The organism is Dubosiella newyorkensis (assembly GCF_001945605.1).
Classification (GTDB): Bacteria; Bacillota_I; Bacilli_A; order Erysipelotrichales; family Erysipelotrichaceae; genus Dubosiella; species Dubosiella newyorkensis.
On the sequence record NZ_MPKA01000021.1, the window covers coordinates 1 to 14,194 of the forward strand.

Below are 14,194 nucleotides of genomic sequence, written 5' to 3' on the forward strand. Positions count from 1 at the left end.
ATATACAACGATTCGATCTACCGAACCGAATAGTCTTCAAATTCCGGAATCGTTTTTTTCACGATATAAGCCAGGATCGCCTTTTTGGAAAGCACCTTTTTGCAGGCCGCATCGAATGTCTTTTCTTGATTCCATTGTAGCATAGGATACGAGAATATTTCTTCTCGAACAAAGCTGTACATAGTGATTCCCCCTTCTTATATTCAATACGACAAAAAACAAAAAAATGGTCCCAAAAAAGAAAAAAACTGCGAAAGATTTTAATCTTCCACAGTTCAAAGAAACATTTCGTTAAAGTTGATGATTATTTGTCTTCTTCACTTGTTTCCTTTGTTCGGAATACAAACCGAACTTTTGAATCTGCACCCTTAGGAGCTCCGGCAAACGACGCGTTTTCTTGATTCAAATCTTGAATATCTTCCACAATATCCATCAAAGTCTTCACTTCATTCGTCGTCAGATCTAATTTTTTCTTCAATTGACCCATTCCTTGTTCTTGGAATTGATCGGAACCTTCTGCCAGCTTTTTCGCACCAGCATCGAGTTCATCTACACCCGATTCTAGTTTGCTGATTCCTGCCTTCAATTCATTGAGTTTGTCTTTTTGATCATACAATTGTTTCGTTCCAGCTTCTAATTGACTTGCACCTTCTTTAAGTTTTCCAGAATTTTCGTTGAGTTGATTTGTACCTTGTGCTATTCCATTCGCTCCAGAATTCAATTGGTCAACACCATCCGTCAACATACCTAAACCATTTTGTAATTCGGAGAGTTTACCTTTTTGATCATACAATTGTTTTGTTCCAGCCTCTAATTGACTCGCTCCCTCTTTAAGTTTTCCGGAATTCTCATTGAGTTGGTTTGTTCCTTGGGCTAAGCTATTCGCTCCAGAATTTAATTGATCAACGCCTCCGCTGAGCTTACCTAAACCTGCTTTTAACTCATTCAACTTATCTTTTTGATCAGCCAACTGTTTCGTACCTTGAGCGAGTTGAGCAGCTCCACTATTCAAAGCCTCGTTTTGATCAACAAGTTGTTGAGATCCAGCATTCAATTGAGCAGCCGCTTGATTTGTGCTCTCTTCCAGTTTATCGATTCCTTGATCCATTCTTGTGATTCCATTTTGAACATTTTGGGAGCCCTTTGTTAATTTACCGAGACCCTCTTTTAACTGAGCAACTTGATTTTGAATATCTCCAATAACCGGCGTCAAAGTTGGATCGCTCAAAGAAGACTGCATCTGATTTAGAATCGTTTTTGAAGTTTGAATATCGCTTTGCATACTTGCCAAACTATCTTTTGCTGATTTGATCGTCTCTTGCATCGAACTAAGTCCGGCGCTCATTGTTTGAAAATCCTGAGCCAATTGAGAAGGATCGAGTTTTTCTAACGCTTGAAGCTGTTCAGGAGAAGTTGCCGCAGCCAAAGCATCTCTTTGACTTTGCAAGCTTGCGATTTGAGAACTTAGATCAACCGTTACTGTCTTTGTTTCATACGTAACTGTGTCTTGTTCTCGTCCATTTTCATCAACCGTTTTCGTAGTGACAGGCACTTCATAAGTTTGATTGACTTGCGCATTCTGTAAGGCAGCGATCGCAGAATCAATTTGAGCAATGTAGGCATTTCGTTCTGATTTAAATTGAGCAACGCTCGAATTAGCAGAAGCGTTATAAGCATCGATCTTCGCGTTATTTTGATCAATGATCGCATTCATCTTTCCAGCTTCTGTTTGAATATCTGCTACAAGAGCTTCCATGCCAGTTAATCCTTGAGAAGCTTGTTCAACAGTCGCGCTCATCGAATCGAGAGTGTTCGTATCTTTGACTAAAATCGTATTGAGCTCGTCTAAAGCCGCCTTTGCCTTTTGAATCTTATCATTCAAGTTTTTAATCAAGTTTGGATCCAGACTAGAAACCTTTTGACTGATCTCTTCAATACCATCTACAACTTTTTGATTGCCTTCACTCAATGTCAAACTTCCTTGTTTGAGTTCACGGACACCATTATCGATCGCATACAAGTTTTTATTTCCTTCATTTAACTGAGCAACCCCAGCCGTATATTGTGCTAGACCTGCTTGAAGGTTTTCGCTACCTTCAGCGAGCTGGCTCGATCCTTCGATCAATTGATCGATTTGAGGATAAGCACTCTCTAATGGCTTCATGCCCTCTTTAAGTTGATCTGTTCCTTGAGCGAGCTGACCTGCTCCCGTGTTGACTTTTGCCACTCCATTCGTATATTCTTCGATGCCAGTATGTAGCTTTTTGCTTCCATCGTACAGTTGAGAAACTCCATTTCCTAGCTGATTAAGCTGAGGTCCAACTTGTGCTAATGGCTGTATCCCCGCTCTTAATTGATCTGTTCCTTGAGCAAGCTGACCTACTCCCGTGTTGACTTTTGCCACTCCATTCGTATATTCTTCGATGCCAGTATTCAGCTTCTTGCTTCCATCATACAATTGGGACGCTCCATTACTTAGCTCTTCGATTTTTGGACCAGCCTGAGTCAATGGCTGGATCCCCGCCTTCAATTCTCCTGTTCCATCCGACAATTGATGTGTTCCCTCATTGATCTGCTCGCTAGCGCTGACAAGCTCATTGATGCCACCCGTAAGATCGGAAACTGAATCGATTCCTTCGATGTCTTCTGCATCCATTTCATTGGTAGCCCCCATCATGATTTCCGTTTCTTGATAGTCTTTGACATCGGCATTGATCGTGATCGTATCGCTCAAATCTACTTTTTTAGCCACCGTAGAAAGTCCTGCTTCATCCAATGTTTGAGCGAGTCCAGGAACCGTGGCGAACGCTAAGATCTCGTTTTTGCCATCATTGACGATCTTGCCTTGCTTGCATTTGACATTCGAGAATACATCGGTATTCAAATCCATCAAACCCCCTGCAATATAGGAAGGATGAATCGTGACCTCTTTCCCATTCGCCATCACTTTTTTTGAAATGTTGTTTGTAAAATGGATCAACATTTCTAAATGGCCGCTCTTGCCGACAAGATCCTTTGGAGCAATCGTCTTTCCATCCAATTTATATTCGATCGACAGTGAAATCGGAAGATCCTTTTTCGTGTCGCCTTGATAATATACATCATTGCCTTTGACATTCCATGTATACTCTTTCCCTTTGACCGTTGGCTTTTCATCGGTCTTGATATTTTCAACATTTTCAAGATCGAGCGTTTCTTGAATCGACTGGATCCCGTCTTCATCATGGAGCCATGAAGAAACGATCGTATCCTCCACGTTTCCATTCGCGTCGATCACTGTATATACTGTCTCCGTTTTTTCGGTCGGATGATCTTCCTCACTTGCAAAAAGCGGAATCGAAATCGAAGAACATCCCATCACTGTCGCAAGAATCGAACATCCAATATTTTTAATTGTTTTATTCATGAGCAATTTCTCCCTTGGCTTTTGGCCATCCCTTAGTCGTTTTTTCAATCAATTTAGAAAAGAAGATCAGAAGTGAAGGAAGCACAGTCAAGATCACGATTACCGAAATCAAGGCGCCCCTTCCTAATAATTCACATAAAGAAGCAATCATATCCATCTTGGCAATCAACGCCACCCCCGAACAAGCAGCAAAGAACGACAAGCCACTTGTGATGATCGAAGGCGATGTCATCATGATCGCCGTTTGCGCAGCCCGTTTTCGATCTTTGCCATTTTGAAGCTCTTCCTTAAACCGTGTCGTCATCAAGATCGCATAATCGATACAAGCGCCCAACTGAATCGTGCCAATAACAATACCCGCAATAAATGGCAACTGTGTATGCGTCAAGAATGGAATACCCATATTGATACAAATCGCAAACTCGATCGCCAATACAAGAATAAAAGGCAAAGAGAACGATTTGAACGTGATTGCGATGATCAACAAAATCGCCACGATCGACACAATATTGACCATTTGAAAATCTGTATTTGTAACATGAATCAAATCTCTCGTCAAGCTTCCTTCTCCAGCAATTTTCGCCTCCGGATCGTATTTATGAATGATCGAATCGATTTGATCCAGCTGTTTATTCTCTTGATCTGTGGCAGCCCGGTAATCCGAATTGATCACCAACAAACGCTTGCCACCATTATGCAAAATATCTTGCACAGCCTTCGGTTCAAAAGTGCTCGGAACCCCAGGACCCATATATTTTTCATAACCAATCACATTCGTGACCCCATCGACCTTTTCGATCCGGTCAATGATCTTTTGAATATCTTTCGTTTTCACTTGATCTGAAAGGATCGTGAAATGAGTCGTTGTCATATTGAACTTTTCCTTTAATTGATTCGTTCCAATAACACTTGGCAAATCTTCAGGAAGCGTCTGCGTCAAATCGTAATATTGACCTACGTTGGCTTGGCAATAGATAGCTGGAATGAACAACAATACAAAGACGATCAAAATCGCTTTATAATGCTTCACTACAAATTTAGGCGTTCTCTTTAAAGGACGGATCAGTACAGGATGTGACCATTTCTCGATCCATGGATCAAAAGCCATCAAAAGACTAGGCAAAACCAACACGGTACAAACAACACCCAAAACGACACCTTTTGCCATGACGATTCCAATATCTTTTCCCAACGTCAGCTGCATAGCACATAAGGCCAAGAATCCAGCAATCGTTGTGACTGAAGAAGAAGTGATTGAAACAAAAGTGGCATGGATCGCTTTTGACATCGCCAATTCTTTATCGCTCACCTTTTGTTTTTCTTCTTGATAACGGTGTAAGAGGAAAATGGAATAGTCCATCGTTACAGCCAGCTGCAAAATCAACGCCAAAGCCTGCGTAATATAGGAAATCTGACCTAAGAACACATTCGTTCCCATATTGTAGATGATCGGAAACGCGATACCGATCAAGAAAACGATCGGGGCGACCCAAGATTTCAAGCCTAGACATAATACGAACAAACAAAGAATAACGGCGATCAATGAATAAATTGGCGTCTCCGTATTCACTAAATCTTTCGTATCTTCTGTAATCGCGCTAAACCCTGCCAAATAACAATCCATCGCCGCATATTTCTTGATCTTCGCGATCGCATCCATCGTCGTATCCGAAGCAGTCGGCTCTTTGAACGTGATGATCAACATCGTTGAATCGCCACTGTAAAGCATCTTTCTTATATTTTCAGGAATCGCTTCTTTTGGCACCGTGATGTCTGTGGCATCATCTCTCCAAATAACTTTGTCGACTCCTTGGATCCCCTGAATCTCTTTTTTTAACTTGAGAACATCTTTATCCTTCATATTGTTGACAACGAGCATGTCGACACTCGATAAATTAAAATCATCATTCAAAATATCTTGCGCTTTCATAGACTCACTGTCTTTTGGCAAATAGGATAAAATATCGTAGTTGACTTTTGTGTTCAAATATCCAAACACACTTGGAATAAGAAGCAAGATCGAAATGATCAAGATCACCTTTCGATACTTGACGATAAATTGTGATAGTTTTTCCATATTCCTCAATACATTCCTTTCATGCCTGTGAATATATCACTAGAATGACTATTGGTCAAATATTTTACATTTTTTTTGTTTTAGAAACTATAATCACGATTTTCAACTAAACAAATGGTCATTTTTAGTCAACTTGTGATATAGTTAAGCCATGAAAAGCAAAATACTCGAAAATAAACGCAAAAAAAAAGAGAGCCTGCTTAAAGCAGCCTACTCGCTCTTCTCAAAAACAGATATCAAAAATGTCAGCATCCAAGATATCGTATCCAATGCCGGAGTGGCTAAAGGAACTTTCTATCTTTACTTTAAAGATAAGTATCATCTTAGAGACTACTTGATCTCGATCGAAGTCTCCAAGCTTTTTAAAAGCGCCAATGATGAACTGCAAAAAAACGATATCCGCAATTTTGAAGACAGCGTCGTCTTTATCCTCAACAACGTACTGCTCTCCTTAGAATCCAATCCAGTCATGCTTCGCTTCATTAAAAACAACCTGTCTCTTGGCGTATTTCATGAACAGCTCCACTCCGCCCTCGAAAACGATGAAACGTATAATTTAAACGATCAATTCATCAAACTCGTGCACAAATATCATTATACATTCAAAAATCCAACGATCATTTTATATTTGATCATCGAAATGGTCGGAAGCGCCTGTTATACAAGCATCCTCGAATCCAAACCAATGCCGATCCAGGAGCTTAAGCCCTATTTGTTCGACTCGATCCGTGCTATACTCAAGCAAGGAGAACCATCCAAAGAAAGCGAGAAATAAATATGGCAACACAACATCCAATCTGGACCTTGACCAAAAAGATCGACACGCCTCAAAATATCAGTGCCGTTCTAGATACCAACGAAACCGCTCTAGTCAGCTATAAAGATGGAAAAGATATATTCACACTTACAAACCAACGGATCCTTTTATCCGATTCGCAAGGACTTTTCGGCTCCGAGCATACACTGTATGTTTTCCCAGTCTCAAAGATCGAAGCCTATAGCCTACAACAAGCCAATCTGCAAAAAAACACATTGACGATCGATACATGGAACGATCAATACATTTTTAAACTCGATCACTCGATCGATCCAAACGAGCTCCTTAAGCTACTCGCTCAAGCGATGGCGCGCTAAAAAACCGCTCGATCTGGCGCTTCCTCCATCGAAACGATATGTTTTGTCTTTTCATTCCGGTATAGCTTCAGCGATTCTTCGCTCAAGCTTTCGATAAAATCGACTTTCGCGCTCAAAGCGTCTTCGAGATCCATCAAAATATGATACAAAAGAGCACGACTTTCAAATTCTTCACGAGAAGAAGGAAGCGGCTCTTTTTTCATGACCAAAAAGATTTCACTCAAGATCTCCTTTTGCATGATCGGCAATTCATGCTCATAGATCTTGTTGCAGCAAACATCCAAAAATTGCTCGATGATCTTTGCTTGAGCAGGCATGCTCCGAATCTTACGGATCTCATAATGCAAATTATGAAGAATATGAAACTGACGTATCCGCATCTGAAAGTATTCAATAAAATACTGAGGATGATCGCTGAACGTATTGTCTTGAAACTCGATCGCCTGCGACAAAGCTGTCTGCAGCTCCTTTTCGATCCGCCCAAACTCTCCCCATACTTTTGAATTTGTCTCCATCTTTTCCATATATACGATTACTTCTCGAATCAAGATCAAAAGCTCCTCATCCGTTTTCCGCACCTTTTCAACCAAAGAACTTGTCGCTCCTCGATAATCATGAAACAAATTAAAAACGATCGCGATCGAGATTCCGATCAACAACAAAAAAAACTCGTTAAAAATAAAAGGCCAAGAATACGTTTGAGTCGAAAAAAAATGCATCGCGATCAAAGCATTGACTGAAAGTGTCTGCTGCGTTTTCGAAGCCTCCGTGATCAGAACGAGCAAAAAGATCACAAAACCAAAAGCGATAAAATCTTCCTGAAGCCAAGGATAGATCCAACAACACAAGCTCACCGTAATAAGAAACGTCCAAATTCTTTGAAACGTCAATTTAAACGTCCCTTTTTTTGTCGTCAAAAGAGTCAACAAAGTGATCGTCCCTGCCCCCATCGGATTTTCTAGCCAAAACAAATGCGCCAAAAAAACAGCAAGCGCCGAACCTATTCCAATTTTAAACGCTAAGATCAAAGCCTTCTTTTGATTGATTGACATACGATCCTCCCCGAACTGTTTCTTTAAGTCTACGAAAAAGATTGCGATTATACAATACTTGACGGATAGGAGTATAATAGATGGGCAATTACAGAAAAGGAAATGACAAATATGCGATTTGAAACGAATATACCTCAAAAAGAATACGATCGATTCGTCCAAGAGCAGCCTTACAACCATCTGCTGCAAAGCTACAACTGGGCAAAGATCAAAAACAACTGGGACTCTATGACACTTGGACTTTACGACGATAACGACCAGTTAACAGCCACAAGTCTTGTCTTGAGCAAAACATTGCCATTCGGTTTTAAAACATGGTATATCCCTCGCGGACCAATCCTTGATTGGGAAAATCCAAACCAAGTCAAAACATTTTTTGACCATCTAAAAAAACTCGCCAAACAAAACAATGTGATCTTTATCAAATTCGATCCTGCCTACCCGATCCAATCGTTCAAAACGAAAGATCGGCCTGAAGGAATCAGTGAAAAAGGAAAAAAAGTTGTTTCGCTCCTCGAATCCATCGGCGCAGAACATAAAGGATATACCTTAATGCTTGAAGACACCGTGCAGCCGCGCTTCGAATCCGTCGCGTTCTTCGAACCCGACATCAAAAAAGTGGAAAGTACGATGCCACGCCATACAAAAAAACTGATCAAAGTCGCCAATAAACATGGCGTAAGCATCGAAGAAGGTCATGAAGAATTGTTAGACACCTTCGCCAACCTCGTACAATTCACCGAAGCAAGAAAAGGAATCTCGCTTCGGGATAAAGAGTATTTCAAACGACTGCTCGAAATCTATGGAAACGATGCGATCATCCATATCGCCTACTGCAATTTAGAAGAATTGATGCAAGAGACAAAAACCGATCTTGCCGGAGTGATGCACGATCTAGAAACGTGCCCCGAAAACGCGAAGAAAAAACGCAATTCCCTCTTAGAACGCCAAGTCTCTCTCGAAAACAAATTAAAATCATTCGAACAAATGATCCAAGATGGACTTCCAAAAGAAAAGACCCCGATCGCCGGAATGCTTTCCGTAAAGTATGGCCCCTATATGGAAATGTTGTATGCAGGAATGGATGAGCGCTTCAAACAATTCATGGCCCAATACAAAAACTACGTCGAGATCTTTCAATGGGGATTGGAACATGGCTGCAAAAAAGTCAGCATGGGCGGGATCGAAGGCGACCTAAACGATGGCCTCACCCAATTTAAAGATAACTTCGACCCGATGATCGAAGAATACGCTGGCGAATTCGACTTACCGATCAAAAAAATCGTATACTCGCTCGTGATGCCGATCTATCGTAAAAAAACCAGTAAAAAATAACGATGAAAAAAGCTCTCTTTCCTTTAGAGAGCTTTTTAAATCCAAATCTATTCTTAATCCGCTAAAGCATCGATCTCTTCTTCGAAACTATTCATCGGTCCAGTTTGAAGATCGACCTTCTCTTTTCCTGCCAATGCACGCAGCCCTTGGATAGCCACGATGATTCCAAGAGCCAGCAGCAAGATGGCAAAGACAAGCTGTAAACCAAGACCCAATGTGAGCGTTCCCGCAAACAAATTGCCCGTTAACCCAAAGATCGTCATCGATAAAGCGGTGAACGTAACCGCCATCATGAAAAGCATTGGAATATAAAGCATCTTGGATCTGCGTTTTGTCTTTTTCAAGAACACCGCGCAAGCCACCAAAGCAAGCACCGACAAAAGCTGATTAGCCGAACCAAACAATGGCCAGATCTGCGCATAGCCGATCCGCGCAAGAATGATCGCCAAAACTAGAGTGAGTCCAGTCGAAAAATAAGTATTGGTCATCAACTTTTTAAAAGGCGATAGTTCCTCTAAATTCGTGTCTTCATCCAAGAATAGTTCCTGCAAAGACAACCGGCCAATTCGAGCCACCGAATCCAAAGAAGTCAGGGCGAAAGCGCTGACGGCCAAATTGATCAAAGTAAATGTCAGATCCCAAGGAAGTCCAATCGATACGAGAAAGTTGGCGATCGCGCCTGCAAAAATCTGCGGCTGCGTGACAAGACCCATACTCGCCGCCTCACCACTTGCAAAACTAGCTACACAAATCAAAGCGATCACCGCGAGCATGCTTTCCATGATCATGGCTCCATAAGATACTGGAAGCATGTCCTTTTCGTTTTTGATTTGTTTGGAAGCCGTTCCCGAAGAGACAAGTGAATGGAATCCGCTGACTGCTCCACATGCGATCGTGACAAACAAGATCGGAAAAAGCATTTGTCCATCTACATCAAAGCCCGAAAAAGCCGCCAAGTTGATCGAAGGATTCGAAACGAAAACACCAATGACAGCCCCAACGATCATAAAGATCAACAAATATGAATTCAAATAATCTCTAGGCTGTAAAAGCGCCCAAACAGGAACGACACAGGCGATAAAAATATAAATAAAAATAATATAATGCCATGTTGTCTGGGTGAGATAAATAGGATAATGCATTCCTAGCCACACCGCCGCGATCAACATCAAAACAGCCAAAGCGGTGTTGATCCACTTATTCAAATGCGCATAACGCAAGATCATCCCTAAACCAACTGCTTCAACGATAAAAATCATCGAAGTCATCGCTACAGCTCCATTCGCTTGGATCGTCGCCCCCATATCACTATAGCCATTGAATGTTCCTGCCACGATATCGGCAAAAGCTGCCACTACTAAAATACAAAACAACCAGCAAAACAGCAAAAACAACTTTTTACCCGTCTTGCCAATATACATTTCAATGATCGTGCCGATCCCTTTCCCTTTTGATTTGACAGAAGCGTACATGCTGGCAAAATCTTGCACCGCACCAAAGAACACGCCGCCAAAAAGGATCCACAATAAAACTGGCACCCAGCCAAAAATCGCAGCTTGGATCGGACCATTAATCGGTCCTGCTCCAGCGATCGAGGCAAATTGATGACCAAATACAACATTCGTATCCGCTGGCACATAATCAACACCATCTTCTTGCGTATACGCAGGAGTAGGCTCTTTAGGATCGATCCCCCACGTCTTAGCAAGCCATTTTCCATAAAATACATAACCGGCGCCAAGAAATAGGATGGCGATCACCATCATCGTTATTCCATTCATTTCGATTTTCCTTTCCTTTAACAGAAACAATAAAAAAGAATCTATTCCCATTATTATCCCATAAAGAAAAAATGTAAAATATTTTCTGTAAATTTTGTTTAATATTTTCTTAATATTCCATTTTTATGAAAAATATTTCATCAAAAAAAAAAGAAATAGCTGAATATTCAACAATTTCTTTCTTTATTTTTAATATATTCTTTTAATCGGTTAGAGACTATAGCAAGCTCTTTATTGGGCGAGATCGCTTTGAGTGCGAAACTGCTTACATATGGGATCCAAACTTTTTGATATGGATCGTATTCGATCCATGCATTGTTGGCCCCTCGATAGGCGATCGGGTCGATCCGTATCTCATTCCGCTTTTTCTTTCCTAATCGATTCCGATATTCATTATAGTTCTTGCACTTTCGAAAAAGATCTTGATCGATCCAAGGCTTGAAGACTTCTTCCTTTGCTGGTTCAGGCAAAGCCAATCGCACTTTTTGTTTACCCAAAAACTCTTTAAGATCTTTCTCTTCCCGTCTGATCTTCACACCATATTCTTGAGACAAAAGCTCGATCGGGCGATCATAGCCTTTATCTTTAGAAAGAATGACATATTGCCTTTTCTTTTTATATTTTGCGCAGCAGATCGAAAGCTGTGCTAAAAGCACAAGATCCATCTCGTTTTTAACGTTCGAAGAATTCGTGCTTAGATCTACCAATCGAACTCGTTCATTCATACAAGCCGGATAGATCTTTGGCAAAATGTTGCGGTTGTGCAAATAAAAATAAATCGTATACCTCTTCTTGATTGTCTCTGGAATTTGAATTCCGATATTTTCTGTATCGACAAACAAGATCTTTTTTTTCTTTTTCATTCGTGACAGTGCGAACAGACTTCTTCGTGGCAATTACAGCTATGATTCAAATTCTCGACCACAAGATCCCCATTGAGAACATCGATCTTCACACCTTCTGCCAACTCTTTTCCCTCTGCAGGAATCAGTACTTGAATTCCATTGATCGTTGTGACGACATCATTATCATCAAAAACCGCCAAAGAAAACATCGGTGATGCCCCACAACAAGAGGTTGCGATCTGCATCATCAAACCTTCCGCCTTGTTCTCCTTCAATAAAGCTTCTAACTGCGCTTTAGCCGCATCTGTAATATTCATTTGGATATACCTCCTTAAAAAATTAGATTCCGTGGTGTTCTAGGATATGGCTGAACATCGCGAATATTTTGAACTCCGGACAAGTACATGAGCATGCGATCAAAACCAAGCCCAAATCCTGAATGCTTGCATCCGCCAAATCGACGCAGATCCAAGTACCACTGCAAGCCCTCAAGCTCCATTCCCATTTCCTGCATACGAGAAACGAGAAGATCGTAACGCTCCTCGCGTTGGCTGCCTCCAACAAGCTCTCCAACATATGGAACAAGAAGATCGCATGCAGCGACCGTTTTGCCATCATCATTTAAACGCATATAAAACGCCTTGATCTCTTTCGGGTAATCTGTCAAGAATACAGGTCCTTTCACGACTTGTTCGCACAAGTAACGCTCATGCTCCGATTGAAGATCCATGCCCCAGAAAATGTCTTGGTTTTCAAATTGATCTTTTGCCGCTTTTAAATGCTCGATCGCTTCAGTATAGCTCATCCGCTCGAATTTTGAATCCGCCACTTTCTTCACACGAGTGATGCAGTCGTGATCGATCATCTTTTCAAAGAACGCCATTTCTTCGCTCGCGTTTTCTAAAACATATCGGATACAGTATTTGATCATATCTTCGATCACATCCATATCATCGCTCAGATCCGCAAACGCCATTTCCGGCTCGATCATCCAGAATTCGCTCGCATGACGCGTCGTATTGGAGTTTTCCGCTCTAAAAGTAGGACCAAATGTATAGACGTTGCGATACGTCAAAGCGAAAGGTTCTACATGAAGCTGTCCGGAAACTGTCAACTGCGCATGTTTCTGAAAAAAATCTTCTTCGTATTTGCCATCGCAGCGCGTCGTGACCGTAAACACTTCTCCAGCGCCTTCCGCGTCGTTGCCTGTGATCTCTGGCGTATGGACATAAACAAAACCTCGATCTTGGAAGAAGCGATGGATCGCCATGCTCAAGACAGAACGAAGACGGAACATCGCATAATACGTGTTCGCACGCGGACGAACATGCGGAATTTCACGCATATATTCGAAACTATGCCGCTTTTTCTGCAACGGATAATCATGATCCGAAGCCCCTAAGACATCGATCGAAGAAGCCTGGATCTCAAAAGGCTGTTTTCCTTCTGGAGTGACTTTAACGATCCCTTTGACTTCGATCGCGCTTCCTAGAGTAATCTTGGAGACTTCCTTATAGTTGTCTAGATCGTCCAAATATACGATCTGCACATTGGAAAATGTCGTACCATCGTTCAATTCAATAAAACCAAGCTTTTTTGAATTCCGGTTCGTTCTCACCCATCCTTGTAGCATGATCTCTTTTCCATCGAGCTCTTCAAATCGTTCTTTCAATTTCTTTACTAACATATCAACAACCTCTTCCTTTCCAAAAAAAAACCGTTCCTTCTTTGAGGAACGATCGAAACCGCGGTACCATCCTTATTTATACTAAGTATACGCTCTAGACTTAACGCGCCCAACGAGTCTGTCTACTAGCTTTCTCCAGACCAACTCCGCAGCTGTTCATTCTCTTTGCTTCGTATATGCTTCCACCAAACGCATACTCTCTTGAAAACCCGCAAAGCCTTCTACTGTTTCTATGTTTTTGAATCCATTGAATTTGTCTGAAAGACAAGTTCTTGAATAGATGATACCACATCGATAAACTTGATATCAACCCCTTTGGGGGCTTTGAAATGCTGATGGGTAAAGTCTACGATTCCCTGGATCCCGCACGCTACTAATCGATCCACCGTTTGCTGTACATCGTTCGAGATCGTCAAGATCGCGATACGACAGCCTTTTGGGATCTTTTCTTCCAATTCGCTCATTGGATAGACGTCCACACCAAACTGCTCTTTGCATTTTTCAGGATCAATATCAAAAGCGCATGCGATCTCGCCGACCACATGATCCCATTTATTATAATTCAAAAGCGCTTTCCCTAAGTTTCCGGCACCGACCAAAATGATCTTTTCATCAAAGTCGACACCCAGCTGTAAATTAAAGATCTCGATCAGTTTATTGACATCATAGCCATAGCCTTGCTTGCCTAAGTTGCCAAGAAACGAAAAGTCTCTTCGGATCGTCGTCGGCTCGATATCGACAAGAGCCGCCAGTTCCTTGGACATGATCTTTTCCACTCCGTTTTTTTGAAGTCGTCTAAGCGCTTTCAAATAGATCGGATAGCGATGTAATGTTGCTTTTGGTACGTTTATTTTTCGCATAGAAATCACCCATATTA

12 protein-coding genes and 1 other annotated feature are annotated in these 14,194 nt (G+C 41.5%); of the genes, 3 read left to right on the forward strand and 9 right to left on the reverse strand.

Going from position 1 to position 14,194, the window contains the following annotated elements:
• Nucleotides 1-17 precede the first annotated feature (17 nt).
• From BO225_RS12240 to BO225_RS00320, 3 genes are all read right to left on the reverse strand, one after another.
• Nucleotides 18-182, reverse strand: a complete 165-nt coding sequence (locus BO225_RS12240) for a hypothetical protein (protein WP_158023759.1) — start codon at nt 180-182, stop codon at nt 18-20.
• Nucleotides 183-304: 122 nt separating this feature from the next.
• A complete protein-coding gene (locus BO225_RS00315) occupies nt 305-3,406 on the reverse strand; it encodes a YhgE/Pip domain-containing protein (RefSeq protein ID WP_076340312.1) in 3,102 nt (1,033 codons plus the stop codon).
• Nucleotides 3,399-5,483: an efflux RND transporter permease subunit gene (locus BO225_RS00320; RefSeq protein WP_076340313.1), complete on the reverse strand. Its 2,085-nt coding sequence runs from the start codon at nt 5,481-5,483 to the stop codon at nt 3,399-3,401. Before BO225_RS00320 ends, BO225_RS00315 begins: the two co-directional genes overlap by 8 nt.
• A gap of 151 nt (nt 5,484-5,634) precedes the next feature.
• On the opposite strand from BO225_RS00320, the gene BO225_RS00325 reads away from it, so the two are divergent.
• Both BO225_RS00325 and BO225_RS00330 read left to right on the forward strand, forming a co-directional pair.
• Entirely contained in the window at nt 5,635-6,258 is a 624-nt protein-coding gene (locus tag BO225_RS00325; RefSeq protein ID WP_076340314.1) for a TetR/AcrR family transcriptional regulator, read from the forward strand.
• A 2-nt stretch (nt 6,259-6,260) separates the two neighbouring features.
• Nucleotides 6,261-6,617: a PH domain-containing protein gene (locus tag BO225_RS00330; RefSeq protein ID WP_076340315.1), complete on the forward strand. Its 357-nt coding sequence runs from the start codon at nt 6,261-6,263 to the stop codon at nt 6,615-6,617.
• Here BO225_RS00330 and BO225_RS00335 read toward each other — a convergent pair.
• Nucleotides 6,614-7,669, reverse strand: coding sequence for an aromatic acid exporter family protein (locus tag BO225_RS00335; RefSeq protein ID WP_076340316.1), 1,056 nt, complete (start codon nt 7,667-7,669; stop codon nt 6,614-6,616). The two genes, BO225_RS00330 and BO225_RS00335, sit on opposite strands and share 4 nt — an antisense overlap.
• 111 nt (nt 7,670-7,780) lie before the next feature.
• Between BO225_RS00335 and BO225_RS00340 the strand changes: the two genes are divergently transcribed.
• Nucleotides 7,781-9,004, forward strand: a complete 1,224-nt coding sequence (locus BO225_RS00340; RefSeq protein WP_158023760.1) for a peptidoglycan bridge formation glycyltransferase FemA/FemB family protein — start codon at nt 7,781-7,783, stop codon at nt 9,002-9,004.
• 53 nt (nt 9,005-9,057) lie between these two features.
• Here BO225_RS00340 and BO225_RS00345 read toward each other — a convergent pair whose 3' ends face one another.
• The 5 genes from BO225_RS00345 to BO225_RS00365 form a co-directional block, all read right to left on the reverse strand.
• Entirely contained in the window at nt 9,058-10,785 is a 1,728-nt protein-coding gene (locus BO225_RS00345; protein ID WP_076340318.1) for a carbon starvation CstA family protein, read from the reverse strand.
• Between the two features lie 167 nt (nt 10,786-10,952).
• Nucleotides 10,953-11,648, reverse strand: a complete 696-nt coding sequence (locus BO225_RS00350) for a hypothetical protein (RefSeq protein ID WP_076340319.1) — start codon at nt 11,646-11,648, stop codon at nt 10,953-10,955.
• The gene (locus BO225_RS00355) at nt 11,645-11,947 is read right to left on the reverse strand and encodes an iron-sulfur cluster biosynthesis family protein (RefSeq protein WP_076340320.1); all 303 of its coding nucleotides are present in this window, start codon (nt 11,945-11,947) and stop codon (nt 11,645-11,647) included. Before BO225_RS00355 ends, BO225_RS00350 begins: the two co-directional genes overlap by 4 nt.
• Before the next feature lie 14 nt (nt 11,948-11,961).
• Entirely contained in the window at nt 11,962-13,317 is a 1,356-nt protein-coding gene (gene asnS / locus BO225_RS00360; protein ID WP_076340321.1) for an asparagine--tRNA ligase, read from the reverse strand.
• Between the two features lie 41 nt (nt 13,318-13,358).
• Nucleotides 13,359-13,559, reverse strand: a binding site (T-box leader).
• Nucleotides 13,548-14,177 (reverse strand): redox-sensing transcriptional repressor Rex, encoded by a 630-nt coding sequence (locus tag BO225_RS00365; protein WP_076340322.1) that lies wholly within the window; start codon nt 14,175-14,177, stop codon nt 13,548-13,550. It overlaps the preceding feature by 12 nt.
• Nucleotides 14,178-14,194: the final 17 nt, after the last annotated feature.

Coding starts and splice junctions, on each gene's coding strand:
- BO225_RS12240 (WP_158023759.1), bottom strand. CDS start 182: ATGTACAGCTTTGTTCGAGAAGAAATATTCTCGTATCCTATGCTACAA.
- BO225_RS00315 (WP_076340312.1), bottom strand. CDS start 3,406: ATGAATAAAACAATTAAAAATATTGGATGTTCGATTCTTGCGACAGTG.
- BO225_RS00320 (WP_076340313.1), bottom strand. CDS start 5,483: ATGGAAAAACTATCACAATTTATCGTCAAGTATCGAAAGGTGATCTTG.
- BO225_RS00325 (WP_076340314.1), top strand. CDS start 5,635: ATGAAAAGCAAAATACTCGAAAATAAACGCAAAAAAAAAGAGAGCCTG.
- BO225_RS00330 (WP_076340315.1), top strand. CDS start 6,261: ATGGCAACACAACATCCAATCTGGACCTTGACCAAAAAGATCGACACG.
- BO225_RS00335 (WP_076340316.1), bottom strand. CDS start 7,669: ATGTCAATCAATCAAAAGAAGGCTTTGATCTTAGCGTTTAAAATTGGA.
- BO225_RS00340 (WP_158023760.1), top strand. CDS start 7,781: ATGCGATTTGAAACGAATATACCTCAAAAAGAATACGATCGATTCGTC.
- BO225_RS00345 (WP_076340318.1), bottom strand. CDS start 10,785: ATGAATGGAATAACGATGATGGTGATCGCCATCCTATTTCTTGGCGCC.
- BO225_RS00350 (WP_076340319.1), bottom strand. CDS start 11,648: ATGAAAAAGAAAAAAAAGATCTTGTTTGTCGATACAGAAAATATCGGA.
- BO225_RS00355 (WP_076340320.1), bottom strand. CDS start 11,947: ATGAATATTACAGATGCGGCTAAAGCGCAGTTAGAAGCTTTATTGAAG.
- asnS (WP_076340321.1), bottom strand. CDS start 13,317: ATGTTAGTAAAGAAATTGAAAGAACGATTTGAAGAGCTCGATGGAAAA.
- BO225_RS00365 (WP_076340322.1), bottom strand. CDS start 14,177: ATGCGAAAAATAAACGTACCAAAAGCAACATTACATCGCTATCCGATC.